Source organism: Flagellimonas flava (genome assembly GCF_900129665.1).
GTDB classification, from domain to species: domain Bacteria; phylum Bacteroidota; class Bacteroidia; order Flavobacteriales; family Flavobacteriaceae; genus Flagellimonas; species Flagellimonas flava.
In genome coordinates, this window is record NZ_FQWL01000007.1 from 74,541 (window position 1) to 89,655 (window position 15,115).

Genomic DNA, 15,115 nt, shown 5'->3' on the forward strand with positions numbered 1-15,115 from the left:
AAGATCCCGTTGCATTGTTCTGTAACGGGATTTTTGTTTTATACCTTTTCTTGGATTTGGGTACCTTTGGTTTATGTCCCTAGAAGCGTTCATATCGTATTTAAGTTTGGAAAAGAACTATTCGGTGCACACCATTGCAGCATATGAAAAGGACATAATCGCTTTTTCGGCGTATTGTTTGGAAGTCCATGAGTTGTGTACCATTGATCGGGTGGAATATTCTTTAGTCAGAAGTTGGATTATTGCCCTGGTGGAAGAAGGAGTGGGCAATCGAACCATCAATCGTAAAATCTCTTCACTTAGAGCCTATTTTCGATTTCTGCAAAAAACGGAACAAATCGTTGTTTCCCCATTGGCAAAACATAAAGCCTTAAAAACTAGTAAAAAGATTGAAGTGCCTTTTTCTGAGAAGGAAATGGAAAGTATCATCTCGGAAATACCTTTTAATGATGATTTTGAGGGCACTCGGGATAAGTTAATCATTGAGTTGTTGTATACCACCGGTATGCGTAGGGCTGAATTGGTACAACTTAAGTTGACCGATTTTAGTGCATCCAATGGAATTTTGAAAGTGTTGGGCAAGCGGAATAAGGAAAGGCTCTTGCCCCTTTTGGAAACAACTATCTTGCAGATAAAGAAGTACTTAGAGCTGCGTTCAAACTTGGATTTGATCGTGGACAAAGATTTTCTTTTTTTAACAAAAGGAGGACTTAAAATTTATGAAACACTTGTTTATCGCACTATAAATAAGTATTTTAGTTTGGTATCCCCTAAGGTTAAAAAAAGTCCCCATATACTAAGACATACCTTTGCAACACACTTGCTCAACAGGGGAGCTGATTTAAATTCCGTAAAGGAATTGTTGGGCCATTCCAGTTTGGCGTCCACCCAAGTGTATACACACAACAGTATTGCCGAACTGAAGAAAGTGCACCTTAAGGCCCATCCCAGAAACAAGAAATAGGATATTTCTTGTAATGTTTAACCACGTTGCCCTCGGCAGCACTAAAAACTACATTTTATGAAAGTAAATGCACAATCGGTAAATTTTGTTGCGGATACCAAGCTTATTGATTTTATTCAAAAGCGTATGGACAAGTTGGAAGTTTTTTATGATAAGGTCATAGGTTCCGATGTATATATGAAGGTTGAGAATACCAGTGCAAAAGAAAATAAGATAGTGGAGATCAAGTTATTGGTGCCCAGAGATAAAATCATTGTAAAAAAGCAATGCAAATCTTTTGAGGAAGCGGTGGATTCGGCTTGTAATTCCTTGGAACGACAATTGGTAAAAAAGAAGGAAAAAATGAGGGCGAAAGCTTGATGAAAATTTTTGCAAAATTATTTTGATTAAAAAAATAAATATATACATTTGCAGTCCGTTAGAAATAGCGGACTTTTTTTATGGAAAAAAGGCTCTAAAAAGCCGATGTAGCTCAGCTGGCTAGAGCAGCTGATTTGTAATCAGCAGGTCGTGGGTTCGAGTCCCTCCATCGGCTCGTAAGTTACTGAAAATAAGGCGGGGAGATACTCAAGCGGCCAACGAGGACAGACTGTAAATCTGTTGGTTTTCACCTTCGCAGGTTCGAATCCTGCTCTCCCCACAAAAATGTGGTCCCAGGTCGAGGGAATTGGGAAGGTTTTTTGAAATATTGAAATCAATTGAACATAAAGTTCAAAAAAATGCGGGAGTAGCTCAGTTGGTAGAGCGTCAGCCTTCCAAGCTGAATGTCGCCGGTTCGAACCCGGTCTCCCGCTCTAAAAGGATAAGGTGATTAACCTTCTGGTAGGGTGAGAAGTTTATCCCGAGCGGAGTCGAGGGAAACCCGGTCTCCCGCTCTAAGACAACATTTATTGTCATTCCTGCGAAGGCAGGAGTCTCTTCCTTTAAGAGAATGTTTAAAGGTAGTTGATTCAACACTTTACGCCGGTGTAGCTCAGGGGTAGAGCGTTTCCTTGGTAAGGAAGAGGTCACGGGTTCAAATCCCGTCATTGGCTCAAAAACGATTTGTACACTAATATAAACTAAGATTAAAATTATTTAAAATGGCAAAGGAAACTTTTGATCGTTCCAAACCGCACTTAAATATTGGTACTATTGGACACGTGGATCACGGTAAAACTACGTTGACCGCTGCTATTACTACCGTATTGGCAAATGCGGGCTTGTCAGAGCTTAGAAGCTTTGACTCTATCGATAATGCTCCTGAGGAAAAAGAAAGGGGTATTACCATAAACACTTCTCACGTTGAGTATCAAACACAAAACCGTCACTACGCACACGTTGACTGTCCTGGTCACGCGGATTACGTAAAGAACATGGTTACTGGTGCTGCTCAAATGGACGGTGCTATCTTGGTTGTTGCGGCAACTGATGGACCTATGCCACAAACTCGTGAGCACATCCTTCTTGGTCGTCAGGTAGGTATTCCAAGAATTGTTGTGTTCTTGAACAAAGTTGACATGGTTGACGATGAGGAGCTTTTAGAGCTTGTTGAAATGGAAGTAAGGGAATTACTTTCTTTCTATGAGTACGATGGTGACAACGGACCCGTAATCTCTGGTTCTGCTCTTGGTGCACTTAACGGTGAGCAAAAATGGGTGGATACTGTAATGGAGTTGATGGCTGCTGTTGATGAGTGGATCGAGCTTCCAAAAAGAGATGTTGACAAGGATTTCTTGATGCCTGTTGAAGATGTATTCACTATTACTGGTCGTGGTACGGTTGCTACAGGACGTATCGAAACTGGTGTTGCCAACACAGGTGATGCAGTTGATATCATTGGTATGGGTGCTGAGAAATTGGCTTCCACTATTACTGGTGTTGAGATGTTCCGTAAGATTTTGGATAGAGGTGAAGCTGGTGATAACGTAGGTATCCTTTTGAGAGGTATTGAAAAATCCGATATCAAAAGAGGTATGGTAATCTGTAAGCCAGGTTCCGTTAAGCCACACGCTAAGTTCAAAGCTGAGGTTTATATCCTTAAGAAAGAAGAAGGTGGTCGTCACACGCCATTCCACAACAACTACCGTCCTCAGTTCTATGTAAGAACTACAGACGTAACAGGAAACATTGGTCTTCCTGATGGAGTTGAAATGGTTATGCCTGGTGATAACTTGACCATCAACGTTGATTTGATCCAACCTATCGCCTTGAGCGTAGGTCTACGTTTCGCTATCCGCGAAGGTGGTAGAACTGTAGGTGCCGGTCAGGTTACTGAGATTCTAGATTAAATCTTTTTACAATAAATAGTACACTAAAGGGTGTTCCGCTTTTGCGGAATACCTTTCAGTGTAAATATAAACGGGTGTAGCTCAGTTGGTAGAGCACTGGTCTCCAAAACCAGGTGTCGGGAGTTCGAGTCTCTCCTCCCGTGCAGAGATAATACAAATAATTATGTTCACTTACGTTAAGGAATCCTTTGAAGAATTAAAGAGCAATGTTACGTGGCTTAACAGGGAAAGAGCTTCCAACCTTATGGTGGTTGTCGCTGTTTTTTCCATCTTGTTTGCATTGGCCACTTGGGGTGTGGATTCCCTGTTTAGCAAGTTGATCCGTTTGTATTTTGATAACGTAATAGGGTAATTGGCTATGTCTGAGGTTCTGGAGAAAAAATGGTATGTGGTAAGGGCGGTAAGTGGCCAGGAGAACAAAATCAAAGGCTATATTGAAAGCGAAGTTGAGCGTAATGGCTTTGGTGATTACCTGGAAGAAGTTCTTGTTCCAACGGAGAAGGTAGTTCAAATCCGTAACGGAAAGAAAATCAACAAAGAAAGAGTTTACTTTCCGGGATATATTATGATAAAGGCCAATTTGGGTGGTGAAATGGTGCACATCATTCGCTCCATTACCAACGTAATTGGCTTCTTGGGTGAGACCAAGGGCGGTGATCCTGTTCCGCTACGAAAAACAGAGGTAAACCGTATGCTTGGGAAAGTGGATGAGTTGGCTGTAAATACGGATAATGTAGCCATTCCTTTTGTGTTGGGTGAAACGGTAAAGGTTATTGATGGTCCTTTCAACGGGTTCAATGGAACTGTTGAGAAAATCAATGAGGAAAAGCGCAAGCTAGAGGTTATGGTGAAAATTTTCGGAAGAAAAACACCATTGGAACTGAGCTATATGCAAGTAGAGAAAGTATAGATTCAAGATGGAAAGAATCAAGATACAAGACGGTAAGTGGTCTTGATTCTTGAATCCAAAAGTCTTGACGCTCAAAAGAGAATAATAGAGCTGTTACATATATAAAGTTGTGTTGCTTCCAATTAACACACTTTCATTTTAATTAAAAACAATGGCAAAAGAAGTAGATAAGGTAGTTAAATTACAAGTTAGGGGAGGTGCTGCGAATCCATCGCCACCGGTTGGACCCGCCTTAGGTGCTGCTGGTGTTAACATTATGGAGTTCTGTAAGCAGTTTAATGCGCGTACACAGGACAAACCTGGTAAAGTTTTACCAGTTGTTATCACCGTTTACAAAGACAAATCTTTCGAGTTTGTTGTAAAAACACCACCCGCGGCAGTTCAATTGTTGGAAGCAGCTAAGATTAAAAAAGGATCTGGCGAACCTAACAGGGTTAAATCAGGTAGTGTATCCTGGGATCAGGTAAAAGCAATCGCTGAGGACAAAATGGTCGATTTGAATGCATTTACAGTGGAATCTGCAATGAGTATGGTTGCAGGTACTGCACGTTCCATGGGACTTAAAGTAGCTGGTAAAAGACCTTTTTAAAATCTAAAGCAATTTATAATGGCAAGATTGACTAAAAAGCAAAAGGAGGCCCATGCCAAGATCGATAGAAACAAACTCTATTCCTTGGATGAGGCATCAGCTTTGATAAAAGAAATAACCAATGTAAAGTTCGACGCTTCCATTGACCTTGCAGTTCGTTTGGGTGTAGACCCTAGAAAGGCAAATCAAATGGTGCGTGGCGTAGTTACTCTTCCACATGGAACAGGTAAGGACGTTAAGGTTTTGGCATTGGTAACCCCGGACAAGGAAGCAGAGGCTAAAGAAGCCGGTGCGGACTTTGTTGGGTTAGATGAATTTTTGGATAAGATTAAAGGCGGTTGGACCGATGTTGATGTGATCATCACCATGCCAAGCGTAATGGGTAAACTTGGTCCGTTAGGTAGAATCCTTGGTCCAAGAGGTTTAATGCCCAATCCAAAAACCGGTACCGTAACTATGGATGTGGCTAAGGCTGTTTCCGATGTTAAGGCGGGTAAGATTGATTTTAAAGTGGACAAAACTGGAATTGTACATGCTGCAATCGGTAAGGCCTCTTTTTCTGCGGATAAGATTGCAGGAAACGCCAAGGAGTTAATAGATACTTTGGTGAAGATGAAGCCTGCTGCGGCAAAGGGTGTTTACATGAAAAGCATCTATCTGTCCAGTACCATGAGTCCTAGTGTTCAATTAGATCCTAAAGCAGTTTCGTAGCTGGTAGCTCAATATTTTAATTATGACAAGAGAAGAAAAAGCAATCGTAATAGAAGACTTGACTTCCCAGTTGGCTGAAAACGCTAATATTTATTTAGCGGATATTTCAGGTTTGGATGCCACAACAACCTCTAATTTGAGAAGAGCTTGTTTTAAGGCAAACATTAAGCTTGCGGTAGTTAAGAACACCTTGCTTGCAAAAGCAATGGAAGCTTCTGATAAGGAATTTGGTGAACTTCCCGAAGTATTGAAAGGAAACACATCTTTGATGTTTTCCGAAACCGGGAACGCACCTGCGAAACTTATCAAAAATTTCAGAAAAAAATCAGATAAGCCTTTACTTAAGGGTGCTTTCATTGAGGAAGCGGTCTATGTAGGGGACGAAAACTTGGAGGCACTTGTTAATATCAAGTCCAAAGAGGAAGTTATTGGGGACATTATCGGATTGTTGCAATCACCAGCCAAGAATGTTATTTCTGGACTTAAATCTGGTGGCGGTAAACTGGCCGGTATCCTTAAGACCTTATCTGAAAAAGAATAATTCGCGCACAATTAACTAAGTATATTTTAAAAATTTTATTTAAACGATAGAAAAATGGCAGATTTAAAAGATTTTGCAGAACAGTTGGTTAACCTAACCGTAAAAGAGGTAAACGAGTTGGCCGACATATTAAAAGAAGAATACGGTATTGAGCCTGCTGCTGCTGCAGTAGCTGTTGCTGGTGGTGCTGCCGCTGGTGGTGGTGAAGGTGAAGCTGCTGAGGAGAAAACAGAATTTGATGTTATCCTTAAGGCTGCCGGTGGTTCCAAATTGGCCGTTGTTAAACTTGTAAAAGAGTTGACCGGTCTTGGATTGAAAGATGCTAAGGACATCGTTGACAGCGCTCCTAAAGCTGTTAAGGAAGGTATTGCCAAAGATGAGGCAGAAGGTATCAAGAAATCTTTGGAAGAAGCTGGAGCAGAAGTTGAGCTTAAATAATAGCTTTTACCATACAAATTTGGTTAAGGTCTTTCCATAATATTGGTTAGGCCTTAGCCTCTTTAATAGGAGTGTATAAAGTCATACACCACCCACAGTAATATTTCACGATCAAAATTTGTCCATTGATGTTCACAAACACTACTGAAAGAGTAAATTTCGCATCCGCTAAGAACATACCGGAATACCCGGATTTCTTGGACATTCAGATTAAATCCTTTCAAGATTTTTTCCAACTTGAAACTAAATCTGACGAAAGAGGAAATGAAGGTCTCTATAATACCTTCATGGAAAATTTCCCCATTACAGACACTAGAAACCAATTCGTACTAGAATTTCTAGATTATTTCATAGACCCTCCAAGATATTCCATCCAAGAATGTATTGAGCGAGGTCTTACCTACAGCGTTCCCTTAAAGGCTCGCTTAAAATTGTATTGTACCGACCCTGAGCATGAGGATTTTGAAACCATAGTACAGGATGTGTACTTGGGAACCATCCCATACATGACCCCTAGTGGAACTTTCGTGATCAACGGGGCCGAACGAGTGGTAGTTTCCCAATTACACCGTTCTCCGGGTGTGTTCTTCGGACAGTCGTTCCACGCAAACGGCACAAAATTGTATTCAGCTAGGGTAATTCCTTTCAAAGGTTCTTGGATTGAATTTGCAACAGATATCAATGGTGTAATGTACGCCTACATTGATAGAAAGAAAAAATTACCCGTAACCACTCTTTTCCGAGCCATCGGATTTGAAAGGGATAAGGATATCCTTGAAATCTTTGACCTTTCAGAGGAAGTAAAGGTTTCCAAGGCTGGACTTAAAAAGGTTTTGGGTAGAAAACTTGCTGCAAGGGTATTGAACACCTGGCACGAGGATTTTGTGGATGAAGATACCGGTGAGGTGGTGTCCATCGAACGTAATGAGATCATCCTAGATCGTGATACCGTTCTTGAAAAAGAGCATGTGGATGAAATCATAGACGCCGATGTGAAGACCATTCTACTTCACAAGGAAAACAACGCGCAGTCTGACTACGCCATTATCCATAATACATTGCAAAAAGACCCTACCAACTCTGAAAAAGAAGCGGTAGAGCACATCTACAGACAGTTACGTAATGCCGAACCGCCAGATGAAGAGACGGCAAGAGGTATTATCGATAAATTGTTCTTCTCCGATCAGCGCTACAATCTTGGTGAGGTTGGTCGTTACCGAATGAACAAGAAATTAGGTCTTGATATCGGAATGGACAAACAGGTTTTGACCAAGGAAGATATCATTACCATTATCAAATATTTGATCGAGCTGATCAACTCCAAAGCGGAGATTGATGATATCGATCACTTGTCCAACAGACGTGTAAGAACTGTAGGAGAGCAATTGTCTTCCCAGTTTGGTGTAGGTTTGGCGCGTATGGCACGTACCATTCGTGAGCGTATGAACGTTCGTGATAACGAGGTGTTTACCCCGATTGACCTGATCAATGCCAAGACATTGTCTTCTGTGATCAACTCGTTCTTCGGAACCAACCAGTTGTCCCAGTTCATGGACCAGACCAACCCGTTGGCAGAGATTACACATAAAAGAAGATTGTCAGCACTTGGACCAGGTGGTCTTTCCCGAGAAAGAGCTGGTTTTGAGGTACGTGATGTTCACTATACGCACTACGGAAGATTGTGTCCGATTGAAACTCCTGAAGGACCGAATATTGGTTTGATTTCTTCCCTTTCGGTGTTTGCCAAGGTAAATCCTATGGGCTTCTTGGAAACCCCATATCGTAAGGTTGAAAATGGAGTGGTTGATACCAAGGAGTTCAGATACTTGAGTGCGGAAGAAGAAGAAGGAATGAAAATTGCCCAAGCAAACATTCCTATGGATGGTAAAGGCAAGATAGAGGATGACAAGGTAATTGCCCGTGAAGAAGGGGATTTCCCAGTGGTGGATCCTTCAGAGGTTAACTACACCGATGTTGCACCGAACCAAATCGCTTCCATTTCAGCTTCTTTGATTCCGTTCTTGGAGCATGATGATGCGAACAGGGCTCTGATGGGATCAAACATGATGCGTCAGGCAGTCCCATTGTTGAGACCACAATCCCCGATTGTGGGTACTGGCTTGGAAAGACAGGTTGCCACGGATTCAAGGGTATTGATCAATGCAGAAGGTGACGGAGTTGTTGAATATGTGGATGCGCAGAAGATTACTATAAAATACAGCAGATCTGAGGAAGAGCGTTTGGTAAGCTTCGAGGAAGACTCCAAAACCTACAACTTGGTGAAGTTTAGAAAGACCAACCAAGGTACTAGCATCAACCTTAAGCCTATCGTTAGAAAAGGTGATAAGGTGAAAAGAGGTGAGGTGCTTTGTGAAGGTTATGCTACCGAAAAAGGTGAACTGGCCTTGGGTAGGAACATGAAAGTGGCCTTTATGCCTTGGAAAGGATACAACTTTGAGGATGCGATCGTGATTTCCGAAAAAGTGGTACGTGAGGATATCTTTACTTCGATTCATATTGACGAGTATGCCCTAGAGGTTAGGGATACCAAATTGGGTGCGGAGGAATTGACCAACGATATTCCAAACGTATCTGAGGAGGCTACCAAAGATTTGGACGAATATGGTATGATCCGTATTGGTGCAGAGGTTAAGCCTGGGGATATCCTAATAGGTAAGATTACTCCTAAAGGGGAATCTGACCCAACTCCAGAAGAAAAACTTTTACGTGCCATTTTTGGTGACAAAGCGGGTGATGTAAAAGATGCTTCGTTGAAGGCTTCTCCTTCTTTGAGAGGTGTGGTTATCGACAAGAAATTGTTCTCCCGTTCCATTAAGGACAAGCGCAAGCGTTCTGAAGATAAAGAGGCCATTTCCAGATTGGAGATGGACTACGAAGTGAAGTTCCAACAACTGAAGGATGTTTTGATTGAGAAATTGTTCGGCTTGATCAATGGTAAGACTTCACAAGGTGTGATCAACGACTTGGGTGAGGAAGTACTTCCGAAAGGAAAGAAATACACCATCAAAATGTTGAACGCTGTTGATGACTTTGCCCACTTGGTAGGTGGTAGCTGGACAACGGATGATAAAACCAATGCATTGGTTGCCGACTTGTTGCACAACTATAAAATCAAGTTGAATGATATTCAGGGTAACCTGAGAAGGGATAAGTTTACGATCTCGGTAGGGGATGAACTGCCTGCAGGTATCATGAAATTGGCCAAGGTATACATCGCCAAAAAGCGTAAGCTTAAGGTTGGGGATAAAATGGCAGGACGTCACGGTAACAAAGGTATTGTTGCCCGTATCGTTCGTCAAGAAGATATGCCTTTCTTGGAAGACGGAACACCTGTGGACATCGTATTGAACCCACTTGGTGTACCTTCCCGTATGAACATCGGACAGATTTACGAAACCGTTTTGGGTTGGGCCGGTCTTAAGTTGGGAAGAAAGTATGGAACTCCAATTTTTGACGGAGCTACCCTAGATCAAATCAACGCGCTTACAGATGAGGCTGGAGTACCGAGATTTGGACACACCCATCTTTATGATGGAGGTACAGGGAAACGTTTTGATCAGGCTGCGACAGTAGGTGTGATCTACATGTTGAAATTGGGCCACATGGTTGACGATAAGATGCATGCTAGATCTATTGGACCATACTCTTTGATCACACAGCAACCGTTGGGTGGTAAGGCCCAGTTTGGTGGTCAGCGTTTTGGTGAGATGGAGGTTTGGGCACTTGAGGCCTATGGAGCTTCATCAACCTTGCGTGAAATCCTGACCGTGAAGTCGGATGACGTTATCGGAAGGGCCAAGACCTATGAGTCCATTGTTAAAGGTGAGACCATGCCAGAACCTGGATTGCCAGAATCTTTCAACGTATTGATGCACGAGCTTAAAGGATTGGGCTTGGATATCAGATTGGAAGAGTAGTAAAGTTTATAAAGCATTTTTAATCATATCATCTCCATAGTATTATGGCTAGAATAAAAGATAATAACGCACCAAAAAGGTTTGATAAAATTTCCATCGGATTGGCCTCTCCGGAGTCCATTTTGGCAGAATCCCGTGGCGAGGTTTTAAAGCCTGAAACCATTAACTATAGAACGCACAAACCTGAGCGTGATGGATTGTTCTGTGAGCGTATTTTTGGTCCTGTAAAGGATTACGAATGTGCCTGTGGAAAATATAAGCGTATCCGTTATCGTGGAATTGTTTGTGATCGTTGTGGTGTAGAGGTTACGGAGAAAAAAGTACGTAGAGATCGTGTGGGACACATCAATTTGGTGGTTCCTGTGGCGCATATCTGGTATTTCCGTTCCCTTCCAAACAAAATTGGATACCTCTTGGGACTGCCTTCCAAGAAATTGGACATGATCATTTACTATGAAAGGTACGTGGTGATCCAACCTGGTCTTGCCAAAGGCCCAGAAGGTGAGGAAATCAATAAAATGGATTTCTTGACCGAAGAGGAGTATTTGAACATTTTGGAGGAATTGCCTGCTGAGAACCAATACTTGGAAGATACAGATCCTAATAAGTTCGTAGCCAAAATGGGTGCGGAATGTTTGATTGATTTGTTGTCCCGTATTGATCTACAGGAGCTTTCCTATCAATTGAGGCACAAGGCCAATACGGAAACTTCCAAGCAACGTAAAACTGAGGCCTTGAAGAGACTTCAGGTGGTTGAGGCCTTGCGTGAGTCACAAGATAATCGGGAAAATAACCCGGAGTGGATGATCATGAAAGTGATTCCTGTAATTCCACCAGAATTACGTCCATTGGTACCATTGGATGGAGGGCGTTTCGCCACTTCCGATTTGAACGATCTGTACCGAAGGGTGATTATCCGTAACAATCGTCTAAAGCGATTGATGGAAATTAAGGCACCTGAGGTAATCTTGAGAAATGAGAAGCGTATGCTTCAGGAAGCTGTGGATTCCTTGTTCGATAATACAAGAAAAGCCTCTGCAGTTAAAACAGAATCAAACAGACCATTGAAATCCCTTTCAGATTCTTTGAAAGGTAAACAAGGTCGTTTCCGTCAGAACCTTTTGGGTAAACGTGTGGATTATTCCGCCCGTTCGGTTATTGTGGTTGGACCGGAGATGAAATTGTATGAATGTGGTCTGCCAAAAGATATGGCTGCTGAATTGTACAAGCCTTTCGTAATCAGAAAACTGATAGAAAGAGGTATTGTAAAAACAGTGAAATCAGCCAAGAAGATCATAGACAAGAAAGAGCCTGTGGTTTGGGATATCCTTGAAAATGTATTGAAAGGACATCCGGTATTATTGAACCGTGCTCCCACATTGCACCGATTGGGTATTCAAGCTTTCCAGCCTAAGTTGATTGAAGGTAAGGCGATTCGCCTACACCCATTGGCCTGTACCGCATTTAACGCGGATTTTGATGGGGATCAGATGGCGGTTCACTTACCATTGGGACCAGAGGCGATTTTGGAGGCACAATTACTGATGTTGGCTTCTCAAAATATCCTAAATCCTGCAAATGGTTCACCGATTACCGTTCCTTCACAGGACATGGTTTTGGGTCTGTACTATATGACCAAGGAGCGAAAGTCTACCAAAGAGGTACCGATCAGGGGTGAAGGATTGACCTTCTACTCTGCGGAAGAGGTTGAAATCGCCTTCAATGAAGGAAAGGTAGATTTGAACGCCGGTATAAAAGTTCGCGCGAAGGATTTTAATGATGATGGCGAGCTTGTTAATCAGATCATCGAGACTACCGTAGGTCGTGTGTTGTTCAACAGTGTTGTTCCAGAACAAGCCGGATATATCAACACGGTTCTGAACAAGAAATCCCTGAGAAATATCATTGGGGATATTCTGGCAGTTACCGATGTGCCTAGAACCGCCGAGTTCTTGGATAAGATTAAAGCTATGGGTTATGATTTCGCCTTTAAAGGTGGATTGTCCTTTAGTTTGGGGGATATTATCATTCCACCAGAGAAGCATGATATGATCAATGATGCCAATGAGCAAGTTGATGGTATTATGATGAACTATAACATGGGTCTGATTACCAATAACGAACGTTACAATCAGGTAATTGACGTTTGGACCTCCACTAATGCCATGTTGACCGAATTGGCCATGAAGCGAATTCGCGAAGATCAACAGGGATTCAACTCGGTGTATATGATGTTGGATTCAGGGGCAAGGGGTTCCAAGGAACAGATTCGTCAGTTGACCGGTATGCGTGGATTGATGGCGAAGCCTAAAAAATCTACTGCCGGTGGTGGAGAGATTATCGAAAACCCGATTCTTTCCAACTTTAAGGAAGGACTTTCCATCTTGGAATATTTTATCTCTACCCACGGTGCGCGTAAAGGTCTTGCGGATACTGCTTTGAAAACGGCGGATGCAGGATACTTGACACGTCGTTTGGTAGATGTTTCCCAAGATGTGATTATCAATATCGAGGATTGTGGTACACTTCGAGGTATTGAGGTTAAGGCCTTGAAGAAAAACGAAGAAGTTGTGGAGACCTTGGGTGAGCGAATCCTAGGAAGGGTTTCTTTGCACGATGTATACAATCCGTTGACAGAGGAATTGGTATTGGCCGCTGGTCAAGAAATTTCCGAAGCTGATGTGAAGAAGGTTGAAGCTGCTCCAATTGAGAAAATTGAAGTACGTTCTGCCCTGACCTGTGAAGCCCCAAAAGGAATCTGTGCCAAATGTTATGGTAGAAACCTTGCTACCAACAAAATGGTTCAGCGAGGTGAAGCCGTAGGTGTGGTAGCTGCCCAATCAATTGGAGAACCAGGTACTCAGCTGACATTGCGTACGTTCCACGTAGGAGGTATTGCCGGTAACATTTCTGAGGACAACAAGTTGGAAGCCAAATTTGATGGTGTTGCGGAGATTGAAGATTTGCGTACCGTAGTAGGTGAAAACAGTGAGGGTGAAAAAGCCAATATTGTGATTTCACGAACTTCAGAAATCAAAGTGGTGGATGCCAACACGGGGATTACATTGAGTACCAACAACATTCCTTATGGATCGCAGTTGTTCGTTAAGAACGGTGCCAAGATTAAGAAAGGAACCGTTGTTTGTCAGTGGGATCCCTATAACGGTGTGATCGTGTCCGAATTTACTGGTCAGATTGCCTACGAGAATATTGAGCAGGGGGTTACCTATCAAGTTGAAATCGATGAACAGACCGGTTTCCAAGAAAAGGTAATTTCCGAATCCAGAAATAAAAAGCTGATTCCAACCTTGTTGATCAAAGATGGAAAAGGTGAAACCTTACGTTCGTACAACTTGCCAGTTGGTTCGCATATTATGGTGGACGATGGTGAGAAAATCAAAGAAGGTAAGATTTTGGTGAAGATTCCACGTAAGTCTGCCAAGGCAGGGGATATTACCGGTGGTCTACCAAGGGTAACCGAGCTGTTTGAAGCACGAAACCCTTCTAACCCAGCAGTAGTTTCTGAAATTGATGGTGTGGTATCTTTCGGTAAGATCAAGCGTGGTAACCGAGAAATCATTATCGAATCCAAGACGGGTGAGATCAAGAAATACTTGGTAAAACTTTCCAACCAGATTTTGGTACAGGAAAACGATTATGTCCGGGCAGGTATGCCATTGTCGGATGGATCTATTACTCCCGAAGATATTTTGGCGATCAAAGGACCATCTGCAGTACAGCAATACTTGGTGAACGAGGTTCAGGAGGTATACCGTCTGCAAGGTGTGAAAATCAATGATAAGCACTTTGAGGTTGTGGTACGTCAGATGATGCGTAAAGTTCGTATTGAAGATTCTGGTGATACTACCTTTTTGGAAAATCAATTGGTGCACAAGGATGATTTCATCCGCGAAAACGATGAGATTTTCGGAATGAAAGTGGTGGAAGAAGCAGGAGAGTCTGAAAACTTGAAAGCTGGACAGATAATTTCTGCCCGTGCATTAAGGGACGAAAACTCGGTATTGAGAAGAGCGGATAAGACTTTGGTCACAGCAAGAGATGCGGTTGCAGCTACGGCTACGCCGATCTTGCAAGGTATTACCAGAGCTTCCCTACAAACCAAATCGTTTATCTCAGCGGCATCATTCCAGGAAACTACCAAAGTATTGAACGAAGCTGCCGTAAGCGGTAAAGTAGATACCTTGGAAGGATTGAAGGAAAATGTCATTGTAGGACATAAGATTCCTGCCGGTACCGGTATGAGGGATTATGATAGTATCATTGTAGGCTCCAAAGAGGAGTATGATGAAATCATGGCTCGCAAAGAGGAATTCAAATTCTAAATTAACAAACCCTGATGGCAACATCAGGGTTTTCTTTTTTACTCAAAATTATAATGTAAATGGCTGAAAACGAAAAGAATCAGCAAAAGCAGATCAATATAGAATTGGATGAAAAGACGGCCGAAGGCACGTATTCCAATTTGGCAATCATTAACCATTCAGTGTCGGAGTTTGTGGTGGACTTCATTAGCATGATGCCGGGAGCTCCCAAGGCCAAGGTGAAAAGTAGAATAATTTTAACGCCTCAACATGCCAAAAAATTTCTCAAGGCATTGAATGACAACGTTTCCCGGTTTGAAAAAGCCCATGGAACCATTAAGGATTATGAACAACCCGCAATCCCATTGAATTTTGGGCCCACTGGAGAGGCATAAAACAAAAAACCTGACTTTTATGTCAGGTTTTTTCTTT

Annotated in this window: 12 protein-coding genes and 5 tRNA genes; all 17 read left to right on the forward strand. The window is 42.4% G+C overall.

Annotated elements, in window-relative coordinates; all coding sequences use genetic code 11:
• The first annotated feature begins 73 nt into the window (after positions 1 to 73).
• Positions 74 to 964, forward strand: a complete 891-nt coding sequence (locus tag BUC10_RS15870) for a tyrosine-type recombinase/integrase (protein WP_073181467.1) — start codon at positions 74 to 76, stop codon at positions 962 to 964.
• Between the two features lie 57 nt (positions 965 to 1,021).
• Positions 1,022 to 1,324, forward strand: a complete 303-nt coding sequence (hpf, locus tag BUC10_RS15875) for a ribosome hibernation-promoting factor, HPF/YfiA family (RefSeq protein WP_073181469.1) — start codon at positions 1,022 to 1,024, stop codon at positions 1,322 to 1,324.
• 101 nt (positions 1,325 to 1,425) lie between these two features.
• Positions 1,426 to 1,499, forward strand: a tRNA-Thr gene (locus BUC10_RS15880).
• 22 nt (positions 1,500 to 1,521) lie between these two features.
• A tRNA-Tyr gene (locus BUC10_RS15885) sits at positions 1,522 to 1,604 on the forward strand.
• Between the two features lie 81 nt (positions 1,605 to 1,685).
• Positions 1,686 to 1,758, forward strand: a tRNA-Gly gene (locus BUC10_RS15890).
• 168 nt (positions 1,759 to 1,926) lie between these two features.
• Positions 1,927 to 1,998: transfer RNA gene (locus BUC10_RS15895), tRNA-Thr, on the forward strand.
• 48 nt (positions 1,999 to 2,046) lie between these two features.
• The gene (tuf, locus tag BUC10_RS15900) at positions 2,047 to 3,234 is read left to right on the forward strand and encodes an elongation factor Tu (protein ID WP_073181471.1); all 1,188 of its coding nucleotides are present in this window, start codon (positions 2,047 to 2,049) and stop codon (positions 3,232 to 3,234) included.
• A 70-nt stretch (positions 3,235 to 3,304) separates the two neighbouring features.
• Positions 3,305 to 3,377 (forward strand) — tRNA-Trp (locus tag BUC10_RS15905).
• Between the two features lie 20 nt (positions 3,378 to 3,397).
• The gene (gene secE, locus BUC10_RS15910) at positions 3,398 to 3,586 is read left to right on the forward strand and encodes a preprotein translocase subunit SecE (RefSeq protein WP_073181473.1); all 189 of its coding nucleotides are present in this window, start codon (positions 3,398 to 3,400) and stop codon (positions 3,584 to 3,586) included.
• Positions 3,587 to 3,592: 6 nt separating this feature from the next.
• Positions 3,593 to 4,144, forward strand: a complete 552-nt coding sequence (nusG, locus tag BUC10_RS15915; protein WP_073181475.1) for a transcription termination/antitermination protein NusG — start codon at positions 3,593 to 3,595, stop codon at positions 4,142 to 4,144.
• A gap of 151 nt (positions 4,145 to 4,295) precedes the next feature.
• On the forward strand, positions 4,296 to 4,733 hold the full coding sequence (rplK, locus tag BUC10_RS15920) for a 50S ribosomal protein L11 (RefSeq protein ID WP_073181477.1): 438 nt from the start codon (positions 4,296 to 4,298) through the stop codon (positions 4,731 to 4,733).
• Positions 4,734 to 4,751: 18 nt separating this feature from the next.
• Positions 4,752 to 5,444 carry a 50S ribosomal protein L1 gene (gene rplA / locus BUC10_RS15925; protein WP_073181479.1) on the forward strand — a complete coding sequence of 231 codons (693 nt, stop codon included), beginning with the start codon at positions 4,752 to 4,754 and terminating at the stop codon, positions 5,442 to 5,444.
• 22 nt (positions 5,445 to 5,466) lie between these two features.
• A complete protein-coding gene (gene rplJ / locus BUC10_RS15930; protein WP_073181481.1) occupies positions 5,467 to 5,985 on the forward strand; it encodes a 50S ribosomal protein L10 in 519 nt (172 codons plus the stop codon).
• A gap of 54 nt (positions 5,986 to 6,039) precedes the next feature.
• On the forward strand, positions 6,040 to 6,423 hold the full coding sequence (gene rplL / locus BUC10_RS15935; RefSeq protein WP_073181483.1) for a 50S ribosomal protein L7/L12: 384 nt from the start codon (positions 6,040 to 6,042) through the stop codon (positions 6,421 to 6,423).
• Positions 6,424 to 6,551: 128 nt separating this feature from the next.
• Positions 6,552 to 10,361: a DNA-directed RNA polymerase subunit beta gene (rpoB, locus tag BUC10_RS15940; protein ID WP_073181485.1), complete on the forward strand. Its 3,810-nt coding sequence runs from the start codon at positions 6,552 to 6,554 to the stop codon at positions 10,359 to 10,361.
• Positions 10,362 to 10,405: 44 nt separating this feature from the next.
• Complete coding sequence (gene rpoC / locus BUC10_RS15945; RefSeq protein WP_073181487.1) at positions 10,406 to 14,704, forward strand: DNA-directed RNA polymerase subunit beta'; 4,299 nt, start codon at positions 10,406 to 10,408, stop codon at positions 14,702 to 14,704.
• 59 nt (positions 14,705 to 14,763) lie between these two features.
• Positions 14,764 to 15,078 carry a DUF3467 domain-containing protein gene (locus BUC10_RS15950; RefSeq protein ID WP_073181489.1) on the forward strand — a complete coding sequence of 105 codons (315 nt, stop codon included), beginning with the start codon at positions 14,764 to 14,766 and terminating at the stop codon, positions 15,076 to 15,078.
• Positions 15,079 to 15,115: the final 37 nt, after the last annotated feature.

What these genes read in the sequence shown, in the direction of transcription:
- BUC10_RS15870 (WP_073181467.1), top strand. Translation starts at nt 74, where the DNA reads ATGTCCCTAGAAGCGTTCATATCGTATTTAAGTTTGGAAAAGAACTAT.
- hpf (WP_073181469.1), top strand. Translation starts at nt 1,022, where the DNA reads ATGAAAGTAAATGCACAATCGGTAAATTTTGTTGCGGATACCAAGCTT.
- tuf (WP_073181471.1), top strand. Translation starts at nt 2,047, where the DNA reads ATGGCAAAGGAAACTTTTGATCGTTCCAAACCGCACTTAAATATTGGT.
- secE (WP_073181473.1), top strand. Translation starts at nt 3,398, where the DNA reads ATGTTCACTTACGTTAAGGAATCCTTTGAAGAATTAAAGAGCAATGTT.
- nusG (WP_073181475.1), top strand. Translation starts at nt 3,593, where the DNA reads ATGTCTGAGGTTCTGGAGAAAAAATGGTATGTGGTAAGGGCGGTAAGT.
- rplK (WP_073181477.1), top strand. Translation starts at nt 4,296, where the DNA reads ATGGCAAAAGAAGTAGATAAGGTAGTTAAATTACAAGTTAGGGGAGGT.
- rplA (WP_073181479.1), top strand. Translation starts at nt 4,752, where the DNA reads ATGGCAAGATTGACTAAAAAGCAAAAGGAGGCCCATGCCAAGATCGAT.
- rplJ (WP_073181481.1), top strand. Translation starts at nt 5,467, where the DNA reads ATGACAAGAGAAGAAAAAGCAATCGTAATAGAAGACTTGACTTCCCAG.
- rplL (WP_073181483.1), top strand. Translation starts at nt 6,040, where the DNA reads ATGGCAGATTTAAAAGATTTTGCAGAACAGTTGGTTAACCTAACCGTA.
- rpoB (WP_073181485.1), top strand. Translation starts at nt 6,552, where the DNA reads ATGTTCACAAACACTACTGAAAGAGTAAATTTCGCATCCGCTAAGAAC.
- rpoC (WP_073181487.1), top strand. Translation starts at nt 10,406, where the DNA reads ATGGCTAGAATAAAAGATAATAACGCACCAAAAAGGTTTGATAAAATT.
- BUC10_RS15950 (WP_073181489.1), top strand. Translation starts at nt 14,764, where the DNA reads ATGGCTGAAAACGAAAAGAATCAGCAAAAGCAGATCAATATAGAATTG.